Raw genomic sequence first — 21,877 nt, 5'->3', positions numbered from 1 at the left:
ACCCGCTACGACAAACGCGCCCGCCACTACCAAGCCCTGGTCACCCTCGCCTGCCTACGACTGTGGCTACCCTGACTTTGCGGACACGCCCTAGGGCCGCCGACTGCCGCCGGTGGTGGCGGTCGGCGCCGCCAGGTCCCGGTACACGCGGTTGCGGCGCCGCAGGACGAGTGCGGCGAGCAGGGCGGAGACCGTGGAGCCCAGCAGAATGGCGATCTTGGTGTGCTCGGCGTGGGCGGTGCCCGGCGTGAAGGCGAGTTCGCCGATGAGGAGGGAGACGGTGAAGCCGATGCCCGCGAGAAGGGACAGGCCGAAGACGTCCCACCAGGACAGCTCCTCGTCGAGGGTGGCGCGGGTGAAGCGGGCGAGCAGCCAGGTCGCGCCGAACACCCCCACCAGCTTCCCCACGACGAGCCCCACCCCGACGCCGAGCCCCACCGGGTCGCGCAGGGTGCCGCCGAGGCCCCCGGAGAGCGACACCCCCGCCGACACGAGGGCGAACAGCGGCACCCCGAGCCCGGCCGACACCGGCCGCCAGCGGTGCTCGAAGCGCTCCGCGAGACTGGTCTCGCCGCCCGGCCCGGTGCGCGCGGGCACGCTGAACCCGAGCAGCACCCCGGCGACGGTGGCATGGACACCGGAGGCGTGCATCAGCGCCCACGCGGCGAGCGCCAGCGGCACCAGCAGCCACCAGCGGGTGGTGCGGGCCCGGGTCAGCAGCCCGAAAGCGGCGACCGCCGCCAGCGCCCCGAGCAGCGGCAGCGGGCTGATACGGCCGCTGAAGAACACGGCGATGACGACGACCGACAGCAGGTCGTCGACGACGGCGAGCGTCAGCAGGAACGAGCGCAGCCCCGCCGGGAGATGGGTGCTGGTCACGGCGAGCACGGCGACGGCGAACGCGATGTCGGTGGCCATCGGCACCGCCCAGCCGCGGGCCGTGCCCCCGTCGGCGACCGCGTTGACCGCCAGATACAGCGCCACGGGCCCCGCCATCCCGCCGACGGCCGCGACGATCGGCAGCACCGCGCGGCTCGGTCTGCGCAGGTCCCCCTCGGTGAACTCCCGCTTCAGTTCGAGGCCCACCACGAAGAAGAACACCGCGAGCAGCCCGTCGGAGGCCCACTGCGCCACGCTCAGCTCCAGATGCAGCGCGGCGGGCCCGAAGCGGGCCCCGACGAGGGCTTCGTAACCGCCCTTCCACGGTGTGTTCGCCCAGATCAGCGCGGCCGCGGCGGCGACGAGCAGCAGCAGCCCGCCGACGGTCTCGCTGCGCAGCGCCGACGCGACCTCGCGGGCCCGGCGCGCACCCGGGCGTACGAAGAGGCGGCGCGGGACGGACGGGGGCCGGGGCGGAAGGGGGGCCATGGGCGACTCCGGTCAGTGGCGGCGGGCATGTCTCACTCGACGCCGACCAGCCTTCCCGGCACACCACGCTCACCCTAACCCGCGGCCACCGCCCCCGCCCCTCACTCCCATCACCCCCTTGACCGGTGACACCACCCGTGCCACGCTCATCACCTGCCCGACCGGTGACACCACCGCCCCCACCCCAACCACCCCCCTCAAGGAGCGAGCGCATGGCCGGGATTCACGGCATCGAGGTCGTCGTCTTCGACGTCCTCGGCACCCTGGTCGACGAGACAGGCGGGCTCAGGGCGGAAATCCGCGCGCTGCTGCCCACGGCCGACGAGGCGACCACCGCCGCGCTTGCGGCGACCTGGCAGCGGTACCGCGACAACGCGCAGCGACACGTGGGCGAGGGCGGGCGCCCGTACGCCGCCGCAGACGTGATCGACGCGGAGGCCGCCCGGCACACGGCCGCCGTCGCCGGGCTCACCGACCAGGACGCGATCGCCCGGCTCGCCACGGTGAGCAGGCGGCTGCCCCCGTGGCCCGACACCACCGCGAGTCTCGACAGGATCGCCGGGCGGCTGCCCGTGGTCGCCCTCTCCAACGCGGGCCGCGCCACCCTGCTGCGGCTCAGCGCCCACGCCGGGCTGCGCTGGCACACCGCCCTGTCCGCCGGGTCCGTCCGCGCCTACAAGCCCGCGCCCGAGGTCTACGGGATCGCCCTCGACGCCGCCGACTGCCCGCCGGAGCGCGTCCTCATGGTGGCCGCCCACCCCTGGGACCTGCGCGGGGCCCGCACGAGCGGCATGCGGACCGCATACGTACGACACCCCGGAGCGAACGCCACCGCCGCCGGTACGGACGAGACAGGCGGCGCCGACCGGTGGTTCAACGGCCTCGGCGAACTGGCCACCGCCCTCACGGCCCCGTAGCGCCACCGCCACGGCACGCGGGACGACGCGGACACGACCGTGGACTCGCGCGCGAAAGCCCTGCGTTCCCCGAGGTGAAGGAGCGGGCGACGGACCTGGTGTCGGACCTTGCCGACGTCCTCGACGAGGTGGCGCGGCTCGTCGAGTCCCTGGACGAACGGCGGTGGGCGGCGCCGACCCCGTGCGACGACTGGGACGTGCGCGCGGTCGTGGACCATCTCCTCGACCTTCAGCGGAACTTCCGCGTGACCATGACGGGCGAGGCCAAGCGCGAGGACTCGGCCTTCCGGGACAACGCGGCGGTGCTGCCGGCCGCGTTCCGGGAGCAGGGGGCGCTGGAGCGCACGGTCACGACGCGGCTCGGCCCGATGCCCGGCGCGACCGCGCTGAACATCCTCACGATGGAACACCTCGCCCACGGCTGGGACTTGGCCCGCGCCGTCGGCCACACCCCGTCGTTCGACACCGCCACGACGGAACGCGCGATCGCCTTCGCCACCCTGATGAGCCCCAAGATCCCCCCACCCCTCGCCGCTTCAAACCCCCACGGCCGGTCCCCCACAACGCCCCGGCAATCGACAGGTTGGCGGGGGTGTTGGGGCGGGGGGTGGGGTGGGGTTCGCGCTGCGGCGGTGGTGAGTGGTAGGGCGGTTGCCGTGCGCTGACGGCCCGGCCGCCCATGTGCGCGCGGACCGCTCGCCCCGACGGGCGCCGATCGCCGGCCGCGAGCGCCCTACCACCCCCTCCCCCCACCCCGGAGTTCTTCCACCGCGGTGCGGGCCGCGGTGCCGATCGCCGCGTCGGCCCGGGGGAGTTTGCGGTCCGCGCGTGCCGCCTGGGTGAAGACGGCGGCGGTGTACGCGGCCCCGTCGGGGAACTCCACGACGCCCGCCTCATGGCGCATGGCGCCGAACGTCCCCGTCTTCCCGTACACCGTGACGTCGTCGTAGGGGAACCCGGAGGCGAGCCGGTGGTGCCACGCCTGTCTGCCGAGGAGGTCGCGCATGAACGCGCAGCTCTCCACAGAACCGGCCCGGCCCGTCCAAATGGCGTGCAGCAGACGGGACATGTCCGCGGGCGTGGAGGACGCCTTGGAGGCGGGGTCGTAGACGGTGGGGGGCACGGCGGTGTCGTTGTCCGCGATATGCCCGAGCGCGGTGCGCAGGTCGGCGGCGCCGGTCTCCGTCACCATGCGGTCGAACGAGGCGACCACACCGCCGCGCACGAGGGTGTCCGCCAGGCCCAGGTCCCGGCAGACCTCGTCGACGGCGGCGGTGCCGACGTGCGTGAGCACCGTGTGGGCCGCGGTGTTGTCCGAGATGGTGATCATGAGGGTCACCAGATCGCGCAGGGACACCGTCACGGCGTCGCGCAGGATCGAGACACCGGTCGGCCCCGGGATGTGCTGCGCCGGGTCGAGCGTCACACGCAGCGCCGGGTCGAGGCCCCCCGCGTCGGCCAGCCGGCAGAAGGCGACCATGAGCGGGATCTTGTGGAGCGAGCCCACGGGGACCGGTTCACCGGCGTCGAGGGACACACACGCCTCGGGCCTGTGCAGGTCGGCCACGTGCAGCCAGCCGCGTACCCCCGCGTCGTCGAACATGGTGCGCAGGGTCCGCAGCACACCGCCGCGCCCCGCCCCACCGGTCACCGTGCCACCTGCCGCGCGAGGGTGTCGGTCACGGTGCGGGCCGCGCGTGCGATGCCGTCATCCTCCGGCCGTCGGGGGTCCCACACGGCGCGCAGCCGCAGGGGCAGGGGCGGGTCGTCGGCGGGTGCGCGCTCGACACCGTCGGCGGCCAGTGTGGTGTCGGCGGTCACCAGTACGGCCTGACCGGCCGCGACGAGGGCGAGAGCGGCGCGTTCGTCGGAGACGACGACGGTGTCGAACCGGCGCCCCCGGCTGGCGAGCGTGTCGATGAACAGGTCGTGCGCGGCGGGCGCGTCCTCGCGCCGGGGCACGGCGAACGGCAACGGGCGTGCGGGGCCGCCGCGTTCCGCGGTGGGCGCGGGGGCGAGGAGGGACGTCGGCAGGAGCACGACCCGCTCGGCGGCCAGCCCGTGCAGGACCGCGGGGTGTCTGACCACGGCGAGGTCGAGGCGGCCCGCCGCGGTCTCGGACAGCAGTGTGCTGGTCGGCGCGGTGACCACCGCGATACGGCCGTGCTCGCCGGTGTGTACGGGGGCGGCGGCGACGGTGGCGGCGACCGCGGCGGGGATCTCGGGGGCGAGCCCCAGCCGCAGCCGGCGCCGCGCGCCCTGCTCGTGGGCGGCGGCCTCGTGGAGCGCGGCAAGGGCCGCGAGGGCGCGCCTGGCGTGGGGAAGCAGCGACGCCCCCTCCTCGGTGAGGGTCACCCCCCGGCCGCGGTCGAAGAGGCGGACGCCGAGCAGCGCCTCCAGGCGGCGCAGACCCTGCGAGAGCGGGGGCTGGGTGATGCCCACGCGCCTGGCCGCGGCGCCGAAGTGGGCTTCCTCGGCCAGCGCGAGAAATATTTCCAGGTGCCGTTCCGTGAGCAACGCGCCTCCAGCGTGCGGCGATATCTGACGCGAATGGCCTCGAACCCCAGAGCATATTCGACATGCCACGCCCCCAACGCCTTGACTCCGCTGGACGGCCCGGCGTTGGCGGCGCTACTGCCGCACTCCCGAAAGAGGTCCCTCATGCACGTGCCCGAGGCCCGCTCCTCCCGGCGAACCGCCCTCCCCCCGGGCCGGGCCGCGCTCCCCTCCCGCCGGACCGCGCTCGCCCTGGGCGTCGGTGCGGCGCTGTCCGGCGTGCTGTCCGGAGCCGACAGCGCCCACGCGTCGGCGCCCGGCGGCGCCCAGGTCCCGGCGCCCGGCAGCGCCCACGTCCCGGCGCCCGGCGGCGGCTCCCTCGCGGCGCGGCTGCGCGCGCTGGAGGAGGAGAACGCGGCCCGGCTCGGCGTGTACGCCGTCGACACGGCCACCGGCGCCACGGTGTGCCACCGGGCCGACGAACGCTTCGCGATCTGCTCGGTGTTCAAGGTGCCCGCGGTCGCGGCCGTACTGCGCGACCTGGACCACGACGGCACGTTCCTCGCGCGCCGCGTCCACTACGACCGGCGGCTCGTGGCGCGCTCCGGCTACGCCCCCGTCACCGGGCTGCCGGAGAACCTGGCGAACGGCATGACGGTCGAGAGCCTGTGCGCGGCCGCCGTCGGCGACAGCGACAACGCGGCGGCGAACCTCCTGCTGGCCGAACTGGGCGGCCCGTCGGCCGTCACCCGCTTCTGCCGGTCGCTGGGCGACCGCGCGACACGGCTCGACCACGAAGAGCCGCTGGACTCCCCCGACCCGCACCGCATCATGGACGCCACCACCCCCGCCGCCATCGGACGCGACTTCGCCCGCCTCGTACTCGGCCGCGCCCTGTGCCCCGGCGACCGTACGAGGCTGACCGGCTGGATGGTGGCGAACACCACCGACGGCGAGATGTTCCGCGCGGGGCTCCCCGACGACTGGACCCTGGCCGACAAGACGGGCAGCACGACGAGTTACGGAGTAGCCAACGACGTGGGCGTCGTATGGCCCCCCGACCACCCCCCACTGCTCCTCGCGATCCTCTCCCACACACTCGCCCCGGCAGGCCCCACGAACACCGCCCTCGTCGCCGAGACGGCCACTCTGGTGGCCAACGGCCTGGTTTCCTGGCGGGGTTGACCGCGACACCCCGCCTGCCACGGCACCACGGCCCCCGGCGTGTGTCACGACGGCTTCGTCGCGGGCGGTGTCCGAACCCGGGCGGCGGGTGCGGGGGCGGGCAACGGCTCCGTGTTGCGGCTGCTGAGGCCGTCGAGGGAGATGCGCGGCAGGCGGCGCCAGGGGGCGGCGTCCGCACCGCCGATCGCAGGGGACGACCCGGCGGCGAAGGCCGAAGCCGCCGCGCTGCTCGACAGGCTGGGCTTCGACACCGTCGACGCCGGTCCGCTGGCGGAGAGCCGGCGCTTCGAGCCCGAGACCGCCCCCTACGTCATGCCGTACTTGAACGGCTCCGAGGCGTTCCACCGGTCCGTGGCCGCACTGCGCGAGGAGCTGCGCTCCAGCGGGTCGGTGCGTGGCGCGCGCCCGGTGGACACGGGAGGCCCGCGAGGCCCGGCGGCACGCTCGGCGCCGGTGTCTGCGGCTGCCGGACCGCCTGCCTCCAGGCCGCACCCGACCAGGTCGGCGACGGCGGGCTGCACTCCATCGCCCTCATCCTGCGTGGGAACACCGGGGCACGGACCCGCTTCGCGTCACGCACCGGGGCATGTCACCGCGTACGTACCGGCGCGCGCAGCAGGTTGACGATCTCGTCGGCGAGCGCGGCGGGCAGGGAGGGGTCGACGGCGGGTGGCTGGAAGATCACGTCCGCCCGGTAACCGGACTCGCCGGCCGACCATTCGACTTTCAGCCTTCGCCAGTAGGGGTCGGAAGTGGTGAGCGTAACCTCCTCGACCGTCGTCTTCGGGAGGGTGAGGGCCGGGCCCTCCCGGTCGGCGATCTTCATGCCGACCTTGACGAATTCCGGGCGCCCGAGCGCGTGCAGCAGCGGGCCGACGGGGGCGTCCCGAAGCGGTTCGGCCGCGCGCCACGCATCGCGCACGGACGCCACGAGTTCGGGGAGGGACGGCGCGCCGCGCATGTCGACACGGGTCAGCCGGGTGTTGGCGAAGAACCCCACCGCCTGCCGGACGGCGCGATTCTCCCGGTTCGCGAAGTCCGTTGCCAGCAGCAGATCCTTCTGGTCCAGGACCCGGGAGAGCGCCACGCCGGACACGCAGAGCAGCACGGTGAACGGCGACGCCGCCGCGGCGCGGGCCAGGCCACGCGCCTCCCGCACGCACTCCGCGGGCAGGTCGAACCGGAGCACCCGCGCCGGAGCACCGCCCCCGCCCTCGGCCCCGGCGGTGCCCTGGCTCCGCCAGGCGACGGTGCCAGGACAGCCGGTCAGCGCCGACGCCCAGGACGACACCGCGGACTGCCGCAGAGCCGCCCAGGACTCCCGCTGCCGCACGGCGAACTCCCCATAACTCATCGGCAGGGGCGAAAGCTCCGGCGGGCGGCCGGACAGCCGCGCGGCGTAGAACTCGGCGAGGTCCCGCCACAGGACACGGAGCGACCAGCCGTCGAAGACGAGGTGCTGGAGCGTCATCGAGAACAGGGCGCTCCCGGCGATGTCGTGCAGCTCGGCACGGAAGAGCGGTCCGCCGTCCAGGATGCCGGCCAGGGTGGGGCGTGCCCGGACGAGCCGGTGCGCCAGCGCCTCGACGCTCCGCGGCCGGGGCGCGTCGGCGGACGTCGGCGGAAGCCGTTCGTGCACCCACTGCGTGGGGCCCGACCCACACTCGCCCATCGTCGTACGGAGAGCAGGGTGCCGCCCGGTGAGGTCGTCGACGGCGCCGGACAGGCACTCCGTGTCGACATCCTGGCCGAGCCGGAAGAGGCGTACCTCGCAGGAGCTGGACGCGTACTCCGGATGTCGCCCGTAGTCCCGCAGCTCCTCCTCCTGCTGGTACGACAACGGGTAGTGCTCCGGGTTCCGGGGGCGCACCGCTCTCACTCCTGACCGGTCTTCGCGGGCGGCTGAGCGCCATCGGCCGACAGCAGCGACCGGATGCGCCCGGCGAGTGCGCCGGGGGTCGGGTCGGAGAAGACGGTGTCGGAGCCCAGCGGCACGTCGAGGCGCTCCTCGATGCCCGCCACCAGCTCGGTGGCGGCGAGCGAGTCGCCACCCGCGTCGTAGAAGTCGGCGTCGGCCGAGTCGGGCCGACTGCCGAGGACCTCCTCCCAGACGTCCATGACGTGCCCGAGGATCACCTCGTCGGAGGTGTCCTGGCCCGCGCCCGAGTCGGCGGGCGTGCCGGTCCTGCCGGAACCGGCGGAGGACTCCCCGGCCGCGGCGGCCTGGGGGCGGACGGCCCAGTGGCGCCGGGCCCTGAACCGGTAGCCGGGCAACGGCACCCGCCGGAATCCGCCTCCGGCGAACAGCGGGCCGAAGCGCACGTCGGCACCCGCCTGCCAGAGCGCGGTCAGCGTCGCCATGATGACGTCGGCCCCGGCGGGCGGCGGGGGCACGGCCGCGCCGTCGACCCGGACCCGGCCAGGAGCGGCCATCGAGATCCGGAGGCCGTCCACCGGCCCGCCCGACTCCACCGGCCCGCCCGGCTCCACCGACCCGCCCGGCGTCCGCGCGCCGGTGCCCGCGGCGACGAGCCGGGCGGCCTCCTCGACGGTGATCTCGCCGGTGAACGCGGCCGCCGCGGTGGCACCGAGTCCGTACGCCGCCACCCGCCTCGGTTCGACGCCGTAGGCCGCCCAGAGGCACGCCAGCGCGTACTGGAAGGCACAGGTGGCGACGGGGCGGTCGCGCTCGTTCCAGCGGTCGGCCTCCCACCCGGGCGCCGCCGCCTCCCATACGCCCCAGGCCGCCCTGAAGGCCGCGTGGCCGCGGGCGAGTTCCCGTACCAGGGCCGGGGTCACGTCACTCGCCGCCGGGAACTCGAAGAGGGCCCTCCGGGCGGAGGCGGTGGCGGCGCCAGGGCCCGCCTCGGCGGCGCGGAGCAGACGCGCCGCCTGGTCGGCGTCCCGGGCGAGCACGGCATACCGGTGGGAGAACGCCTCGCGCCCCTCGGCCAGGGTGTACGCCGCATCCGCCAGGCCGACGGAGGAGGAGAGGCACTCGGCCAGATCCTGGATCTGCAGACGCAGCGACTCCGGGTTCTTGGCGCTGACGAGCAGTGGCCAGTACCCCTGGCGGGACGGTGACGCGGGGGGCTCGGGTGCCTGCTCCACCACGAGGTGGACATTGGTGCCTCCGACACCGAAGGAGCTGACTCCGGCGCGCCGCCGCCGATTCGCGGGCCACGGCTCGCACACCGCGGGCACGTGGAACGGGCTCTTGTTCAGGTCCAGCTCCGGATGCGGGGTCTGCGTACGGGCGTGGGGATAGATGACGCCTTGCTCCACGCTGAGCACGGCCTTGATCAGCCCGGCGACGCCCGAGGTGGCGTCGAGGTGCCCGATGCTGCTCTTCACCGTGCCCAGGGCGCAGGACCGCTCGCGCGGTACGGCGTCGAAGACCTCCCGCAGCGCGGTGACCTCCACCGCGTCGCCCAGCACCGTCCCGGTCCCGTGGGCCTCCAGGTATCCGATGTCGGCGGGGCCCACGTCCGCCATGGTGTGCGCGGCCGTGATGGCGGCGGCCTGGCCCGCGATACTCGGCGCGCTGTAACCCACCTTGTCGCTGCCGTCGTTGGTGAGCCCGAAGCCGGAGATCACGGCACGGATCGTGTCTCCTGCCCGTACCGCCTCGTCCAGCCGGCGCAGCACCACCACCCCCGCGCCGTCGCCCGGGACCGTGCCCGCGGCCTTCGCGTCGAACGCGCGGCAGTAGCCGTCGGGCGACAGGATCGAGCCCTCCCTGAAGACGTAGCCCTCCACGGGGACCTTCAGCGACGCCCCTCCCGCCAGGGCCAGGTCGCACTGCCCCAGCAACAGGGCCTGCACGGCCTGGGTGACGGCGACGAGCGAGCTGGAACAGGCGGTGGAGACCGTCATGCTCGGTCCGTGCAGGTTCAGCTTGTACGACAGACGTGTGCTGAGGTGGTCGCCGGCATCGTTGATCAGGCTCCTGACGTCTTCGGCCGGTGAGGTGGCGTACGAGTTGCGGCTGCACGCGCCGAAGACCCCGGCGCGGGCGCGGAGCCGCGGTGCCGCATGGCCGGCGTCCTCCAGGGCATGCCAGGCCGTCATGAAGAACAGCCGGTGCTGCGGGTCCATCGCCGTCGCGTCCGCCGGGGATATGGCGAAGAACTCGTTGTCGAACAGGTCGAAGCCGTCGATGGCGCCCCGGGCCGGAACGTAGCGTGCATGGTCGACGCGTGCCGCCGGTACTCCGCGGGAGAGCAGGGTCTCCCGGGAGATCCTCGTGATGTGGTCCCCGCCCTCCCGTAGGTTCCGCGCATAACGACGGCAGTCGTCGGCGCCGGGGAAGCGGCATGCCATCCCGACTACCGCGATCTTGTATGAGTGCAACACCTTGCTGGTCCTCCGTTTCCTTTCCGGGCGGATGCCAGGACCCGATGCCGACGCCGCGCTCCGCTCGCTCTCAGTCGCGCGAGAACGCCTTCTCCTGCATCGTGTACAGCTCCGCGTAGCGCCCGCCGCGGCCCAGCAGCGTGGAGTGGTCGCCACTCTCCGTCAGGCGCCCGTCCTCCAGGACGAGGATCATGTCCGCGCCGGTCACCGTGGAGAACCGGTGCGAGACCACGATCGTGATGGCGCCGTTCCGCCGCGCACGCGCCCTGGCGTGCGCCATGTAGCGCTCGAAGATCTCCCGCTCGGTGGGCGCGTCCAGGGAGGCGGTGGGCTCGTCGAGGACGAAGAGCAGCGCGTCGGGGCGCATCGAGGCGCGTGCCAGGGCGGTCCGCTGCCACTGCCCCTCGGAGAGGTCCACACCGTCGAATTCGGACCCGAGCTGGGTGTCGAGGCCGTGCGGCAGGGCGGCGACGAAGTCCTCCGCGCTGGCCTCGCGCACCGCCTGCTCGATCCGCGCCCGGTCCTCGATACGGGAGACCTGCCCGAGGCCGATCGTGTGCCCCAGCTTGGTGTGGAAGCGGCCGAAGTCCTGGAATACGGCGCTCAGCCGGGTGCACCACTGCCCGGCGTCGATGGCCGACAGCTCGACGCCGTCCACCCGGATGCTTCCCGAGTCCGGCGCGTAGAGCTTGCAGAGCAGCTTGACCAGGGTGGTCTTGCCCGAGCCGAACTCCCCGACGATCGCCACCACGGACCCCGCCGGGATGTGCACGCTGACCTGGTCGAGCGCGGGTTGCCCGGCATCGGGGTACGTATAGCCGAGGTCGTCGACGGTGATGCCCTCGCGCAGCGCCGCCGGACACGCCCGGCCGGCCCTGTCGCCCGTGCCCTGTTCCCGCGTGTAGCGGCGGAGCCACAGGTAGGGGTCGATGACGCGGGCCGCGCCCACCGCCGAGGACGTGGTGGACACGGTCGCGCCGACCGTCTGCCGCAGGCTCGACGCCACTGCCACGGCGAGGACGATGTCCCCCACCGAGCCATGGCCCGCACCGGCCCGGAAGAGGAGGAACAGCAGCCCGCCGATGAGTCCGGCGGTGAAGGTGGACCAGCCGAGCAGCAGAAGGAGCGCCCGCATCAGTTGCGCCCGAGCGCGCGGCTCCATCGCCTTGCGCCACTCCTCGGCCTGGCGCTCGATCAGTCTGCTGCCCGACCCGGCGATCCGGATCTCCTTGGCCGGGCCCGGCGATGTGGCCGTGGTGATGAGGTGTTCGTGCAGCCGGTAGGACTCGGCCGTCTCCAGTTCCGCTCGCTTGACGATGTGCTCGCCCTTGCGATTGCACAGCACGGGCAGGGCGGCCAGCGGCAGCAGGAGCAGCAGCCAGGGGTCGACGGCACCGAGCAGCAGGATGGCCACGACCAGTTGCAGCACACCGGCCACCACCCCCAGGGCGTTCCAGGCGCTCTGGACGAGCAGCCCGGTGTTCGCACGGACGATCGTCACGCGGTCGAGGAAGTCCGCGCGTTCGAGATGCTCGATACCGGGCAGCGCGGCGAGGTCGCGGTGCACGTCCCGGTGGATCTCCAGGCGTGCCACCCGGTCAGCCGTGGTGATCTTGAGTAGTTCGCCCATGTCCTGGAGCACCAGGTTGACCGCATAGGCCAGCGCGGCCACCACTGCCCATACGACGGCAGGACCCATGTCGCGGGCCGCGATGGCGTCGACGACCTCCCGCAGGGCGACGGCCCCTGCGGCGACCGACGCCACCGAGAGGCCGATGGCGCCTGCGGTCGCGACGGTCAGCACCCGCTGCGTACGCCAGGACAGCCGGAAGAGGCCGATCCAGAGCGCAAGGTACCGGCTCACAGAGCCCACCTCTCCTCGGCACGATCGTCGTATCCGCGGCGGAAGCGCTCCGCCTGGATGTCGAAGAGCCGTGCGTACTGGCCCCCATGGGCGATCAGTTCGTCGTGGGTGCCCGACTCGGTGATCCGGCCGTCCTCCAGCAGAACGATCCGGTCGGCCTCGCGTACGGTGGAGAGCCGGTGGGAGATCAGCACGACGCCGGTCTCGCCCCGGCGCTCGGCGAGCTTGCCGAAGACCTCGAACTCGGTGCGCACGTCCAGGTGGGCGGTGGGCTCGTCGAGGACGAGCAGCCGGGCTCCGCGGTTCACCGCGTACAGCGCCCTGGTCAGGACGAGCTGCTGCCACTGGCCACCGGAGAGGTCGGTCCCGCCGGTGCGCGCCCTGGAGAGCGGGGTGTCCCAGCCGTTGGACAGCCGGCCGACCACCTCGTCGAACCCGGCCTCGCTCCCGGCCGCCACCAGCGAGCGCTCCTCCATGGGCTTCCAGCAGTACCCGAACTCGACGTTCTCGGCGGCGGAGAGGTCGTGGCGGACGAAGTCCTGGAAGACCACGGCCATCCGGGCCCGCCATCGGGCGGGGTCCAGCCGGGCCAGGTCGACGCCGTCCACGGTGATCCGTCCGGCGGTCGGCGCGTAGAGCCCCGCCATCAGCTTGATCAGCGTCGACTTCCCGGCGCCGTTCAGTCCCACGATGGCCAGCAGCTCGCCGGGCGCGAGTTCCAGGTCCAGCTCGTTCAGAACGAGCCGTTCGCTGCCGGGGTAGTGGAAGGAGACCTTGTCGAACTTGATGTGCGGGACGGCGTCGGCGGCCGCGGCGTCACCGGCCGCCGCCGGGCACGCGTCGTCGGCGAGCAGGTCGCGCAGCCGGTCGAGGGCGCCGAGGGTCTGGAGCGAGCCGTTCAACTGGTAGTGGTCGAAGTCCGGCTGGAGCACCTGGAGCAGTCCCCACCCGCCGCTGATCACCGCCACCGCGACGGCCGCGGTGGTGGCCCCGTCCACCGCGCGCACGGAAACGATCACGTACGCCGGTGCAAGGCCGAGGACGATCACCAGGAAGGGCAGCCACAGCCGGCGCAGCATCCGGGAGATGTAGGTCCACAGCGGCGCGTTGGCGTCCCGGATGTTGTCCTGCATCCGCCCCACCATCCAGGAGCCGAATCCGAAGATCCGCACGTCCTTGCCGTCGCCCGGCGACACCGCCGCGCGCCGCCACACGTCCGCGTGGAGTTCTCCGTGCGCGGCGGCCTTCCAGTGCGAGGTGATGTCCCGGCTCTCCCGGTTGCGCACCGTACGGTTGACGAGCGCGGGCAGCAGGCCGAAGAGGGGGAGCCACCAGGCGAAGGAGGCGAGTACCGCGCACATCGAGGCCGCGCCGACCAGGGCCGCCAGGATGCGCAGTTGGGCAAGCGCGCCGTCGGACGGGGTGCAGTTGTAGCCCCGGCTCCGGTCCACCACCGCCTCGCGGAGCAGGATCTGGGCCCGCGAGCGCTCCAGCTTGTCGATCATCCGTGTCGATGTCGCCACCCGGCTGACCCTGGTGCGGTGCATGCCGTCGATACGTCCCGCCGCGACCGCGGTGAGGGGGGCCGCCGCGGCGGTCGCGGCCTGCCCCATGGCCAGGGCGGCGCCGTAGAGCAGAAGCGCGGGCAGCGTGGCCCCGACCAGGCCGCCGTCCGGCGCACTGCCGAAGCGGTCGACCAGCAGCGCCAGGGCCGCTGTGCTCCCCGCCGGCATCGCGCTCTCGACCACCAGTGCCGTCGCCAGCATGACGGCAGTGGGAGCACCCGTGTCCCCGAGGACCCGGAACAACCGCAGCCGATTCGACAAGCGTCCCATGACTACCCTTCCCGACCGCTTCGTGCTCCACCGGCCACACGGTGCCGCGCGAAGGCACCGGCCGGCCGCGCGGCGGCCGCGAGCAGACGCCGGTCGACCTTGCCGTTCGCCGTGACGGGCAGCCGGTCCACCACCGCCCAGAGGGCGGGGACCAGGTACGACGGCAGCAGGCCGCACAGCCGTGACCTCAGTTCCGCCGGACTCACCCCCGCACCGGGGGTCAGCCGTACCGCGGCCATCAGCCGTTTGTCACCGCTGTCGCCTTCGGTCACGGTGACGACGGACTCCTCGACTCCGTCGACCGCCGTCAGCGCCTCGCTGATCACATGCAGCCTGACGCGGTGGCCCCGGACCTTCACCTGGTCGTCCGCGCGTCCGAGGAAGTGGATGCGCCCGTCCTGATCGATCCGGACCAGGTCGCCCGTCCGGTACAGCCGCTCCGGCACGTCCGGCGAGAGGAACCCGAAGGAGCGGGCGGTCTCCTCGGCGTCCTTGAGGTATCCGGCCGCCAGGCCCTCCCCGCCGATGTACAGCTCCCCGACCGCGCCCGGCATCAGCAGCCTCGCCCGCTCGTCCAGGACGTACACCCGGGTCCCGGGGACGGGGGTGCCGATGGGGACCGGTCCGTCGACCGCCGCCGGGTCACGGACCTGATGGACCGTCGTGAAGGTGGTGTTCTCGGTCGGCCCGTAGCCGTTGCTGACCACGAGACCTGGATGGTCCACGAGGGCACGCCTGACGTGCTCGTGGGGGACCACGTCCCCGCCGGTCATGAGGTGACGCAGGGTGCCGAGCGAGCCGCCCGCGAACTCCTGCACCAGCCTGAACAGACCGGCGGTCAGCCACGCCACCGTGATGTGGCGCTCCCCGAGGAAGGCCCCGATCTCGTTCGGCGACAAGCGGTCCTGCGGGCACACTTCGAGCGTGGCTCCCGTCAGCATGCTGCCCCACAGCTCCAGTGTGGAGGCGTCGAACGGCAGGGGGGACAGCCGCAGCATCCGTTCACCCGGCCCCAGCGGCAGGTAATCGGCGCCGTGGACCAGCCGGATCACCGCGCGGTGCGGGATCGCCACGCCCTTGGGGTCGCCGCTCGAACCCGACGTGAAGGCGACGTAGGCCAGACGATCGGGGTCGGGAGGCGGCGGCGGGGCGCCGGGGGCGCCGGAACTCCGTCCCGGTTGCCACGGGCTGACGGTGGGGATACCGCACCGTGCCAGTCGGCCGGAGCGCTCACCGGCGACGACGGCCGCCGCGGGGGACGCCTTGGCGACGATCTTCGCCGTGTGGGCCTCGGGTTCGGACAGATCCACACCGACATAGGCGGCCCCCGCCCAGAGCACGCCCAGCACCGCCACGGCTTCCGCCACCGACCGCGGAACACCGACCAGCACCGTGTCGCCCTGCCGGACGCCCGCGGCACGGAGCAGGGCCGCCTGTTCGGCCGCCGCGGCGGCCAGCTCGGAGTACGTCAGCGCGGATTCCGCGTCCCGCACCGCGACCGTGCCCGGCCGGCGACGCGCCGTGGCACGGAAGAGTTCGTCGAGGGACGACGGCGGGAACTCCCGGACCGCTCCGTTGACCCGGTCGAGGATCATCCGGTCCCGGGCGGAGAGGCACCGGATGTCCACCAGCGTGCGAGCGGCGCCGCCCTCGGACGTGGCCCTCACGAGATCCATGGCGGCGGCCTCGAAACCCCTGGCGAAACCCTGCGCCTCCCCCGGGCTCCACAGCCCCCGGTCGTGCTCCAGGAACCCGGCGAGGGAGCCGTCGCCGTGGTAGAGCCGAAGGCCGACAGCGCACCGTGCCGTACCGGCCTCGTCCACCAGGACGGACCGCGGGCCGGTTCCACCCGGGCGTCTCTCGCCCGCGCAGGACGGCCGGAGCAGCGGATGGCGGGGACCGGACCTGTGGAGGCCGCGGGTCAGCGCCTCGTGCACCCGGCGGACATACGCGTCGGGGGTCTGGTCGTCGTCCGGGGCGATCCGTACGGGGACCGCGTTCCCGTAGTCGACGACCTGCACCCCCTCGGCACACGGCGCGTCCACCGAGGGCACCTCCACCGGCAGCGCCCGCACACCGGTCAGCCTGCGCAGCGTCAGCGCGAACGCGGCCAGGAGGAAGGCGTACGGGGACACGTCGAGCGAGCGCGAGCGGTCCCGCACCGCGGCGGCGGTGTCCGGGGACAGCCGAACCGGCAGCCGCCCGCCGGGCGCCTCGTGGTCCTGCGGACCCGGCCGGTCCCCCGGCGGCCCCGGGCGGCCGGGCACCCCGCCCAGCCGGACGCCCAGCCGGACCGACCACGCGGCCGCGAGCCGCGCCGGTGCCCCGGCGGGTACGGCGCCTCTGGGCGCGCGGGCGCAGCCGCTGCCGTCCTCCCGCTCCGGGGCCGCTCCTCCTCGGAGTTCGTCGTGGCGGCCGAGCGCCGCACGCAGCAGGGCGGCCGTGGACCCCGCGTCGAACGCGTCGTCGGTGCCGGCCGCCAGTACGGCGCGGAGCATGCCGTGCTCGGAGAGCAGCAGCAGTCGTGAGCCGGGACCACCGCCGGGCATGCCGTCGAGCAGCGCGCACGCCCTTCGACGGGCGTACCCCTCGAAGGGCCCTGCCACGTCCGGGCATTCCACGATGCCGATCTCGGGCGGAGCGGGTTCCGGCGCTGCCGTGACGTCCGCCAGCGCCCGCGCGAAGGCGGCCGTGTCGATGTCCCCCCGGTCGACGGTCGCGGTGAAAGCCCGGCCGCGTGCCTGCCCGAATCGGGTCTCTTCCATGAGTGATCGTCTCCGCTCGGCGACAGGGCGCAGCCTTCCCGGCGCACCCTCACATGCACTGACCGGGGTCTCCGCGGCCGTCCCGGCTCAGCTCGGCGAGCAGGGCGGCCTGCTTGCGGATCGTCGCGGCGCGGTAGAGCGCCAGGGTCCTGAGCGGGAGCCCGCTCGCCCTGGTGAGCTTCTCGACGAGGGCCAGGAGCAGCAGCGAGTCCCCACCCGCCTCGAAGAATCCGGTGTCGTCGTCCGGCGGTTCGCAGCCGAGGATGTCCCGCCACACCGCGCGCACGACGGGGACGAAGTCGGCCTCGTCCCGGATCTGCTCGACCGCGGGCTGCGGAGCCGGGTGTTCAGTCACCACGCGTCTCCCATCGGGTATCAGTTGTCACCGGCGGGGTCACCGGTACTCGATCCAGTCGGTGTTCTCGATGCGTGCCACCAGCCGGGGAAGCTCGGCGGCGTCCGCCACGGTTCCGGAGACGGAGGCGACCCGGCTGCGCGTGCCCTCACGCCAGTCCACGGGGGCACCCGGAGCCGTGTGGATCTCCACCCGCTCGACGGTGTCGAGGGCGCGGAGCCCGAGCAGGCCGTCGCCCACCGCCACCACACCGGTGGCCGTCATGGGCGGAACGACGTTGTACACGAAGGCGACAAGCCCGTTCGTCCGGCCGGACGGTACGGGGATCTCCAGGCCGAGCGCGCTGCGCAGTGCGAGGTCCGCGGGGTCGGCGGAGCCCGTCCTGACGGCCATCTCGTCGACCCATCCGGCGAGCCGGCCGTTGAGTTCGAGCACCCGCAGGCCGGTGCTCGTCAGCTTCAGCTCGACTTCGCAGACGCCGTTGCGGACGTCGAGCGCACGGACCACTCGGCAGGCCAGTTCCCGGGCCGCCCGGAGGACCGGCTCGGGAAGCCGGAACGGGCGGCCGTACGCGCCGCGTTCCCGGAACGGGTCGGCGGACGCGAATCTGCCGGCGATGAAGAAGGGGTGCACGTCGTCGCCGCCGACGATGCAGCTCACACCGATGTAGTCGCCCCAGGGGTGCTCGACCTGGGCCCCGGCCAGGAACTCCTCGACGATCGCGGTCCCGCCGGGCACACCCCGCGCGGCCGCGTCGGGGCCGACGATCTCCGCCACGGCGGCCGCGCACTGGGCCCGGGTGTGGACGCGTAGGGTGCCGCGGCTTCCCGCGCCGACGGTCGGCTTGACCATGGCGGGCAGGCCGACGTGGGCCAGGGCGCTCTCGACCTCGTCGACCCGGGCGACCTCGCGGAAGCGGACCACCTCCACGCCGCGGTCGGCCAGCCGTTGCCGCTGAAGGGGCTTCCTGGTGATCGGCCCCAGGTCAGCGGGGGCGTGGGCGGGGAGGTCGAGGGCGTACGCGAGCCGGCTGACGAACGGGAGCAGCATCTCATTGAACGTCACGACTCCGGCGGGACGCAGCCCGCGCAGCTCACCGACGAGTGCCGCATCGGGGCCCCCGGAACCGTCGACCACCCGCCCGAGGGACGCGAGCAGCGGCCGTACCTTGTCGTGGCGGTACGTCCCGGCCGTGATGAACGCCGGTGCGCACCCGAGGTCCGCGGCCGCCTCCGCGACCCGCAGCGGCGACAGCGTGCTGTCGGCGGCGTCATAGGCGACGAGCAGGGTGCCCGCGGTGGAGCCGCGGGCAGGTGCCTGGGTCATGTTCCTCCCTCACGGCCGGCCGCTGGTGAAATGGCCGGCCTGTTCCAGGTCGGTGAGGGAGTTCACGTCCAGCCAGTGGCCGTGGATGTAGAGGACCCGTACCGGATGGCCCGCGGCCACGACATGGTTGAGCAGGTCGCCCAGCGTGAGGCGGGGGAAGTCCGGCCGGGCCGTCAGCGCGTCGAATGCCTGCTCGATCCAGGCCCGCCCGTCGGCCCGGGCGCGCAGCATTCCGATCCAGCGGCCGTCGGCCCGGGTGCTGGACCGCTCGGCGGCGCCGGTGATCCGTTCCAGCGCGACGGGCCGCCCCCACACCGAACGGTCGTCGGGTGCCGAGCAGTAGGCGCGGTCGCGCATGCCCGCGGTGTCGCCGGTGCCGCTCTGCGAGTCGACGACGACCGTCAGCTCGGCGTCCGAATCCAGCAGTTCGCGCAGCACGTAGCTGCGGAACAGCAGGTCTCCGTAGAGGATCACCATGTCGTCGCGGAACGCGTGGCGGGCACAGCCGAGCGAGCCGAGTTCGCCGCTTGTGGCGTGCTCGTCGTTGTGGACGAGTGTGATGCCCTCTGTGTCGATGCGGTCGGCCCGGTAGCCGGCGACCACGGTGGCGTCCGCGATCCCCTGACCGTTGCAGAGTTCGATGAGCCGGTCGAGCAGCGGTTTGCCGTTGACCGGCAGCATGGCCTTCGGGCGGTCGCTGGTGAGATCGGTCAGCTTCTCACCCCGGCTAGCCGCGAGTACGATCGCGCCGGTGCGCGCTCCCGCGCCGTCGGCGTAGCGGCTCTCCGCCGCCTCCAGTTCGGCCATGCCCTGGAGCCGGAAGATCTCCTTGATGCTCGCCACGCGGTCCTCGACCTCGACGAGCGACTGGTCCCGGTAGATCTGCCGCGCGGTCTGCTGCATTCCGTCCACGGCGCTGCGGATGAGGTGGTTCGCCCAGATCACCAGGCTCACACCGGCGTCGCGGAAGACGTCGGTCGGGGTGCTGTAGTACTTGGTCGGCACGATCACCAGGGGGGCCCGGCCCGCCCACTCCCGCGCGAACTCCAGAATCTGGTCGGGTTTGGACCAGGCGCTGTGGATGAGGATGGCATCGGCACCGGCGCGGCGGTACGCCTCCGCCCGGCGGAGCGCCTCCCGGGTGTCCCGGCCTGCGATGTACGCCTCCACCCGGGCGACGACACAGAAGTCGTCGTCGGACTGCGAGTCCTTCGCGGCGGCGATCTTTCCGCAGAATTCGGCGGTGTCGGCCAGCGTCTGATGCTTTCCGTTGATGAAGCTGTTCGTCTTGGGGAACGCCTTGTCCTCGATACAGACACCGGCGACGCCACGCTGTTCGAGTTTGCGGACCAGGCGCCTTGTGTTGTTGAAGTTGCCGTAGCCGGTATCGCCGTCGAGGAGTATGGGAACGGATGTGACGTCCGCCATGAATTCGGCCATGTCGACGACCTGCGTCCAGCTCGTCTCATTGTTGTCCCGCACGCCGAACTGGGCCGAAAGAGCCAGCCCTGAAGCCCATATCCCATTGAATCCGGCCTCCTCGGCCACGACGGCGCTGATGCCGTTGTGCGCCTCCAGGATGAATTCCAGATCCGTCGAGCAGAGCATTCTTCGCAGTTGAGTGGTCTTGGGCGTTCCCGCCGCCCTTGAGGTGCCGCTTCCGTCTCCGGAACGCGCATCGTCCGCAACCGGCCATGGCGGGGTCTTTACCTTGCCCAACACGAACTCCCTCGTCCGATCGTCATCGCGGCTCAGAACACCGGGTGGCCGGCATACGGGCATGGCGACCGGCCCCTTCGGCAATGGTTCCGGCCAGCCATCCTGAAGGTAGCCAACTCCGCGAGTGATTGCCATGTCCACTGTCTTCTTCGACGGCGCGGGCGGAATCCGGTTCACCCGTACTGTTCAAACGGACCGTGTGACGGCCGCATCCGGTGCGCCATACTGAGCCGTAAACACGCTCGTGATCATTTCTTGTTGATCAGTTGCGCGGACGGTCGAGCCGTCCGCGTCGGCGTGCGCGGGAAAGGGGAAAGAGGCATATGACCTACGCGGCACCCTCCATGGACGGTACGGCGGCGGGCCCCGGGGGCCACGACACACTGCGACAACTGTTTCCGGAGGCGAGCCGCCGCGGCGCACCGCAGGAGCATTGGACGAGCGGGCGCCCGCTGGTCGAGCACGGAGATCCGAAGGACCTCGAAGAGCGCATAGCGGAGCGTTTTCCCACCCCGGAAGCCCTGGCCGATTTCGACCCCGACATGATGGTGTCGGTGTACGGATTCCGGGACGCGGCCGGCACCGAGGGAAGCGCAGGGACGACGGGGCAGCAACAGGATCTCCATACCTTTCCGCCGACCACGATCAGTGACGCGGTCCCCCTCTACCACGCCGGCCACACCCTCGTCTGCTGGCGCATGCTCAAGAACCTTCCGGAGGCGATCGAGCGGAGCTGGGGAATTCTGGAGGCGATCGGGCTGCCGCACCAGCCGGTGGCCGCGCGCGGCCTGCCCGAACCCTGGAGCAACCCCAGGCCGCTGGTGCTGAGCATGGTCTACTCGCCGTCGGGCTCCGGGTCCGGTCTTGGAATGCACTTCGACCGGTTCGACAGTGTCGTGGTGCATGTCCGCGGGCACAAGCGATGGCGGGTGGGGCGGCATCCGCATCTGGAGTACCCGCTCTACAACGAGGAATTGGCCGCCAAGCTGGACTTCCCGCCCTCGCTGCCCCGCGTCGGCCTGCGGACGGAATTCGTGACGGACCTGCAAGAGATCGAGATGCGGCGTGGTTCCGTGCTGCTGCTGCCCCGCGGCATTTACCACACCACCCTCGCGGACGACGAGGCATCGCTGTCCATCGGGTACCACTTCGCCCTGCCGACGTGGTCGCACGTAGTGCTGGCCGCGCTCGAACGGCGGCTCACCCAGGACCCGTTCATGCGCACCACCCCCATCGGGGCGTTCCCGCTGGCGGGCCCGACCCCCGACGCCCGGCAGCGGTTGGCCGAGGCCGTGGAACAGACCCGCGCGGCCCTGGAGTCCCCCGAGACACTGCTCGTCGACGACCTCCTCGGCAATCTCGCCTCCCACCACCAGGCGGCCTTCCGGCTCGTCCCCGGCGCGTCGGCACGGCTTCTGACCGCGGAACCGCCGGTGGTACTCGACTACGGCGGCCACGGCATCGATATCGAACTGCCCGCCGAATCCGCCCCGTTGTGTAGCTGGCTTCTCGATGCCGCCGAATGGTTCATGTTCGATGCGGCGCTGCGTGCCGCGGAAGGCAGGCTGAGCCCCCGGGCGCTCTGGCAACTGCTACAGGAATGCGTCGAGGCCGGCTTGCTGGAACGGCGCTGGGGCCTACCGGCTCAGTGACAGCCGCAGCGCACGGATGACCGGTCGTGCGGAGCCATC

16 protein-coding genes are annotated in these 21,877 nt (G+C 72.8%); 4 read left to right on the top strand and 12 right to left on the bottom strand.

The genetic code is table 11. The annotated features are described in order from the left end of the window. Nucleotides 1-90 precede the first annotated feature (90 nt). Complete coding sequence (nhaA, locus tag ACIBIW_RS21265; RefSeq protein WP_399338363.1) at nucleotides 91-1,368, bottom strand: Na+/H+ antiporter NhaA; 1,278 nt, start codon at nucleotides 1,366-1,368, stop codon at nucleotides 91-93. A gap of 212 nt (nucleotides 1,369-1,580) precedes the next feature. On the opposite strand from nhaA, the gene ACIBIW_RS21260 reads away from it, so the two are divergent. Both ACIBIW_RS21260 and ACIBIW_RS21255 read left to right on the top strand, forming a co-directional pair. Further along, a complete protein-coding gene (locus tag ACIBIW_RS21260) occupies nucleotides 1,581-2,285 on the top strand; it encodes a haloacid dehalogenase type II (RefSeq protein ID WP_399338361.1) in 705 nt (234 codons plus the stop codon). A gap of 74 nt (nucleotides 2,286-2,359) precedes the next feature. After that, a complete protein-coding gene (locus ACIBIW_RS21255; RefSeq protein WP_399338359.1) occupies nucleotides 2,360-2,950 on the top strand; it encodes a TIGR03086 family metal-binding protein in 591 nt (196 codons plus the stop codon). A 68-nt stretch (nucleotides 2,951-3,018) separates the two neighbouring features. Here the strand turns inward: ACIBIW_RS21255 and ACIBIW_RS21250 are convergent, their stop codons facing one another. Further along, nucleotides 3,019-3,936, bottom strand: coding sequence for a serine hydrolase (locus ACIBIW_RS21250; RefSeq protein WP_399338357.1), 918 nt, complete (start codon nucleotides 3,934-3,936; stop codon nucleotides 3,019-3,021). Then, the gene (locus ACIBIW_RS21245) at nucleotides 3,933-4,802 is read right to left on the bottom strand and encodes a LysR family transcriptional regulator (RefSeq protein ID WP_399338355.1); all 870 of its coding nucleotides are present in this window, start codon (nucleotides 4,800-4,802) and stop codon (nucleotides 3,933-3,935) included. The genes ACIBIW_RS21250 and ACIBIW_RS21245 overlap by 4 nt, the downstream gene beginning before the upstream one ends. A 144-nt stretch (nucleotides 4,803-4,946) precedes the next feature. Here ACIBIW_RS21245 and bla point away from each other — a divergent pair, with 144 nt between their 5' ends. Next, a complete protein-coding gene (gene bla / locus ACIBIW_RS21240; RefSeq protein ID WP_399338353.1) occupies nucleotides 4,947-5,966 on the top strand; it encodes a class A beta-lactamase in 1,020 nt (339 codons plus the stop codon). Nucleotides 5,967-6,010: 44 nt separating this feature from the next. Here the strand turns inward: bla and ACIBIW_RS21235 are convergent, their stop codons facing one another. The 9 genes from ACIBIW_RS21235 to aepX all read right to left on the bottom strand — a co-directional run bounded on the left by ACIBIW_RS21235 (nucleotide 6,011) and on the right by aepX (nucleotide 20,075). After that, nucleotides 6,011-6,217: a hypothetical protein gene (locus tag ACIBIW_RS21235; protein ID WP_399338350.1), complete on the bottom strand. Its 207-nt coding sequence runs from the start codon at nucleotides 6,215-6,217 to the stop codon at nucleotides 6,011-6,013. Between the two features lie 338 nt (nucleotides 6,218-6,555). Continuing rightward, on the bottom strand, nucleotides 6,556-7,836 hold the full coding sequence (locus ACIBIW_RS21230) for a condensation domain-containing protein (RefSeq protein WP_399338348.1): 1,281 nt from the start codon (nucleotides 7,834-7,836) through the stop codon (nucleotides 6,556-6,558). A 5-nt stretch (nucleotides 7,837-7,841) separates the two neighbouring features. Continuing rightward, nucleotides 7,842-10,322: a beta-ketoacyl synthase N-terminal-like domain-containing protein gene (locus tag ACIBIW_RS21225; protein WP_399338346.1), complete on the bottom strand. Its 2,481-nt coding sequence runs from the start codon at nucleotides 10,320-10,322 to the stop codon at nucleotides 7,842-7,844. Nucleotides 10,323-10,392: 70 nt separating this feature from the next. Continuing rightward, nucleotides 10,393-12,186 carry an ATP-binding cassette domain-containing protein gene (locus tag ACIBIW_RS21220; RefSeq protein ID WP_399338344.1) on the bottom strand — a complete coding sequence of 598 codons (1,794 nt, stop codon included), beginning with the start codon at nucleotides 12,184-12,186 and terminating at the stop codon, nucleotides 10,393-10,395. Continuing rightward, on the bottom strand, nucleotides 12,183-13,952 hold the full coding sequence (locus ACIBIW_RS21215; protein ID WP_399338342.1) for an ABC transporter ATP-binding protein: 1,770 nt from the start codon (nucleotides 13,950-13,952) through the stop codon (nucleotides 12,183-12,185). The genes ACIBIW_RS21220 and ACIBIW_RS21215 overlap by 4 nt, the downstream gene beginning before the upstream one ends. 71 nt (nucleotides 13,953-14,023) lie before the next feature. Continuing rightward, complete coding sequence (locus ACIBIW_RS21210) at nucleotides 14,024-16,786, bottom strand: amino acid adenylation domain-containing protein (RefSeq protein WP_399338340.1); 2,763 nt, start codon at nucleotides 16,784-16,786, stop codon at nucleotides 14,024-14,026. A 49-nt stretch (nucleotides 16,787-16,835) separates the two neighbouring features. Then, nucleotides 16,836-17,141, bottom strand: a complete 306-nt coding sequence (locus ACIBIW_RS21205; RefSeq protein WP_399338338.1) for a phosphopantetheine-binding protein — start codon at nucleotides 17,139-17,141, stop codon at nucleotides 16,836-16,838. Nucleotides 17,142-17,180: 39 nt separating this feature from the next. Continuing rightward, the gene (locus ACIBIW_RS21200; RefSeq protein WP_399338336.1) at nucleotides 17,181-18,467 is read right to left on the bottom strand and encodes an acetyl-CoA carboxylase biotin carboxylase subunit family protein; all 1,287 of its coding nucleotides are present in this window, start codon (nucleotides 18,465-18,467) and stop codon (nucleotides 17,181-17,183) included. Nucleotides 18,468-18,476: 9 nt separating this feature from the next. Then, nucleotides 18,477-20,075, bottom strand: coding sequence for a phosphoenolpyruvate mutase (gene aepX / locus ACIBIW_RS21195; RefSeq protein ID WP_399338334.1), 1,599 nt, complete (start codon nucleotides 20,073-20,075; stop codon nucleotides 18,477-18,479). A 434-nt stretch (nucleotides 20,076-20,509) separates the two neighbouring features. On the opposite strand from aepX, the gene ACIBIW_RS21190 reads away from it, so the two are divergent. Beyond that, a complete protein-coding gene (locus ACIBIW_RS21190; RefSeq protein WP_399338332.1) occupies nucleotides 20,510-21,838 on the top strand; it encodes a JmjC domain-containing protein in 1,329 nt (442 codons plus the stop codon). Nucleotides 21,839-21,877: the final 39 nt, after the last annotated feature.

It is taken from the genome of Streptomyces sp. NPDC050560 (assembly GCF_044457285.1).
Lineage (GTDB): Bacteria > Actinomycetota > Actinomycetes > Streptomycetales > Streptomycetaceae > Streptomyces.
The sequence above is the reverse complement of the archived record's forward strand: the minus strand, read 5'-3'. Positions and strand labels throughout refer to the sequence as shown.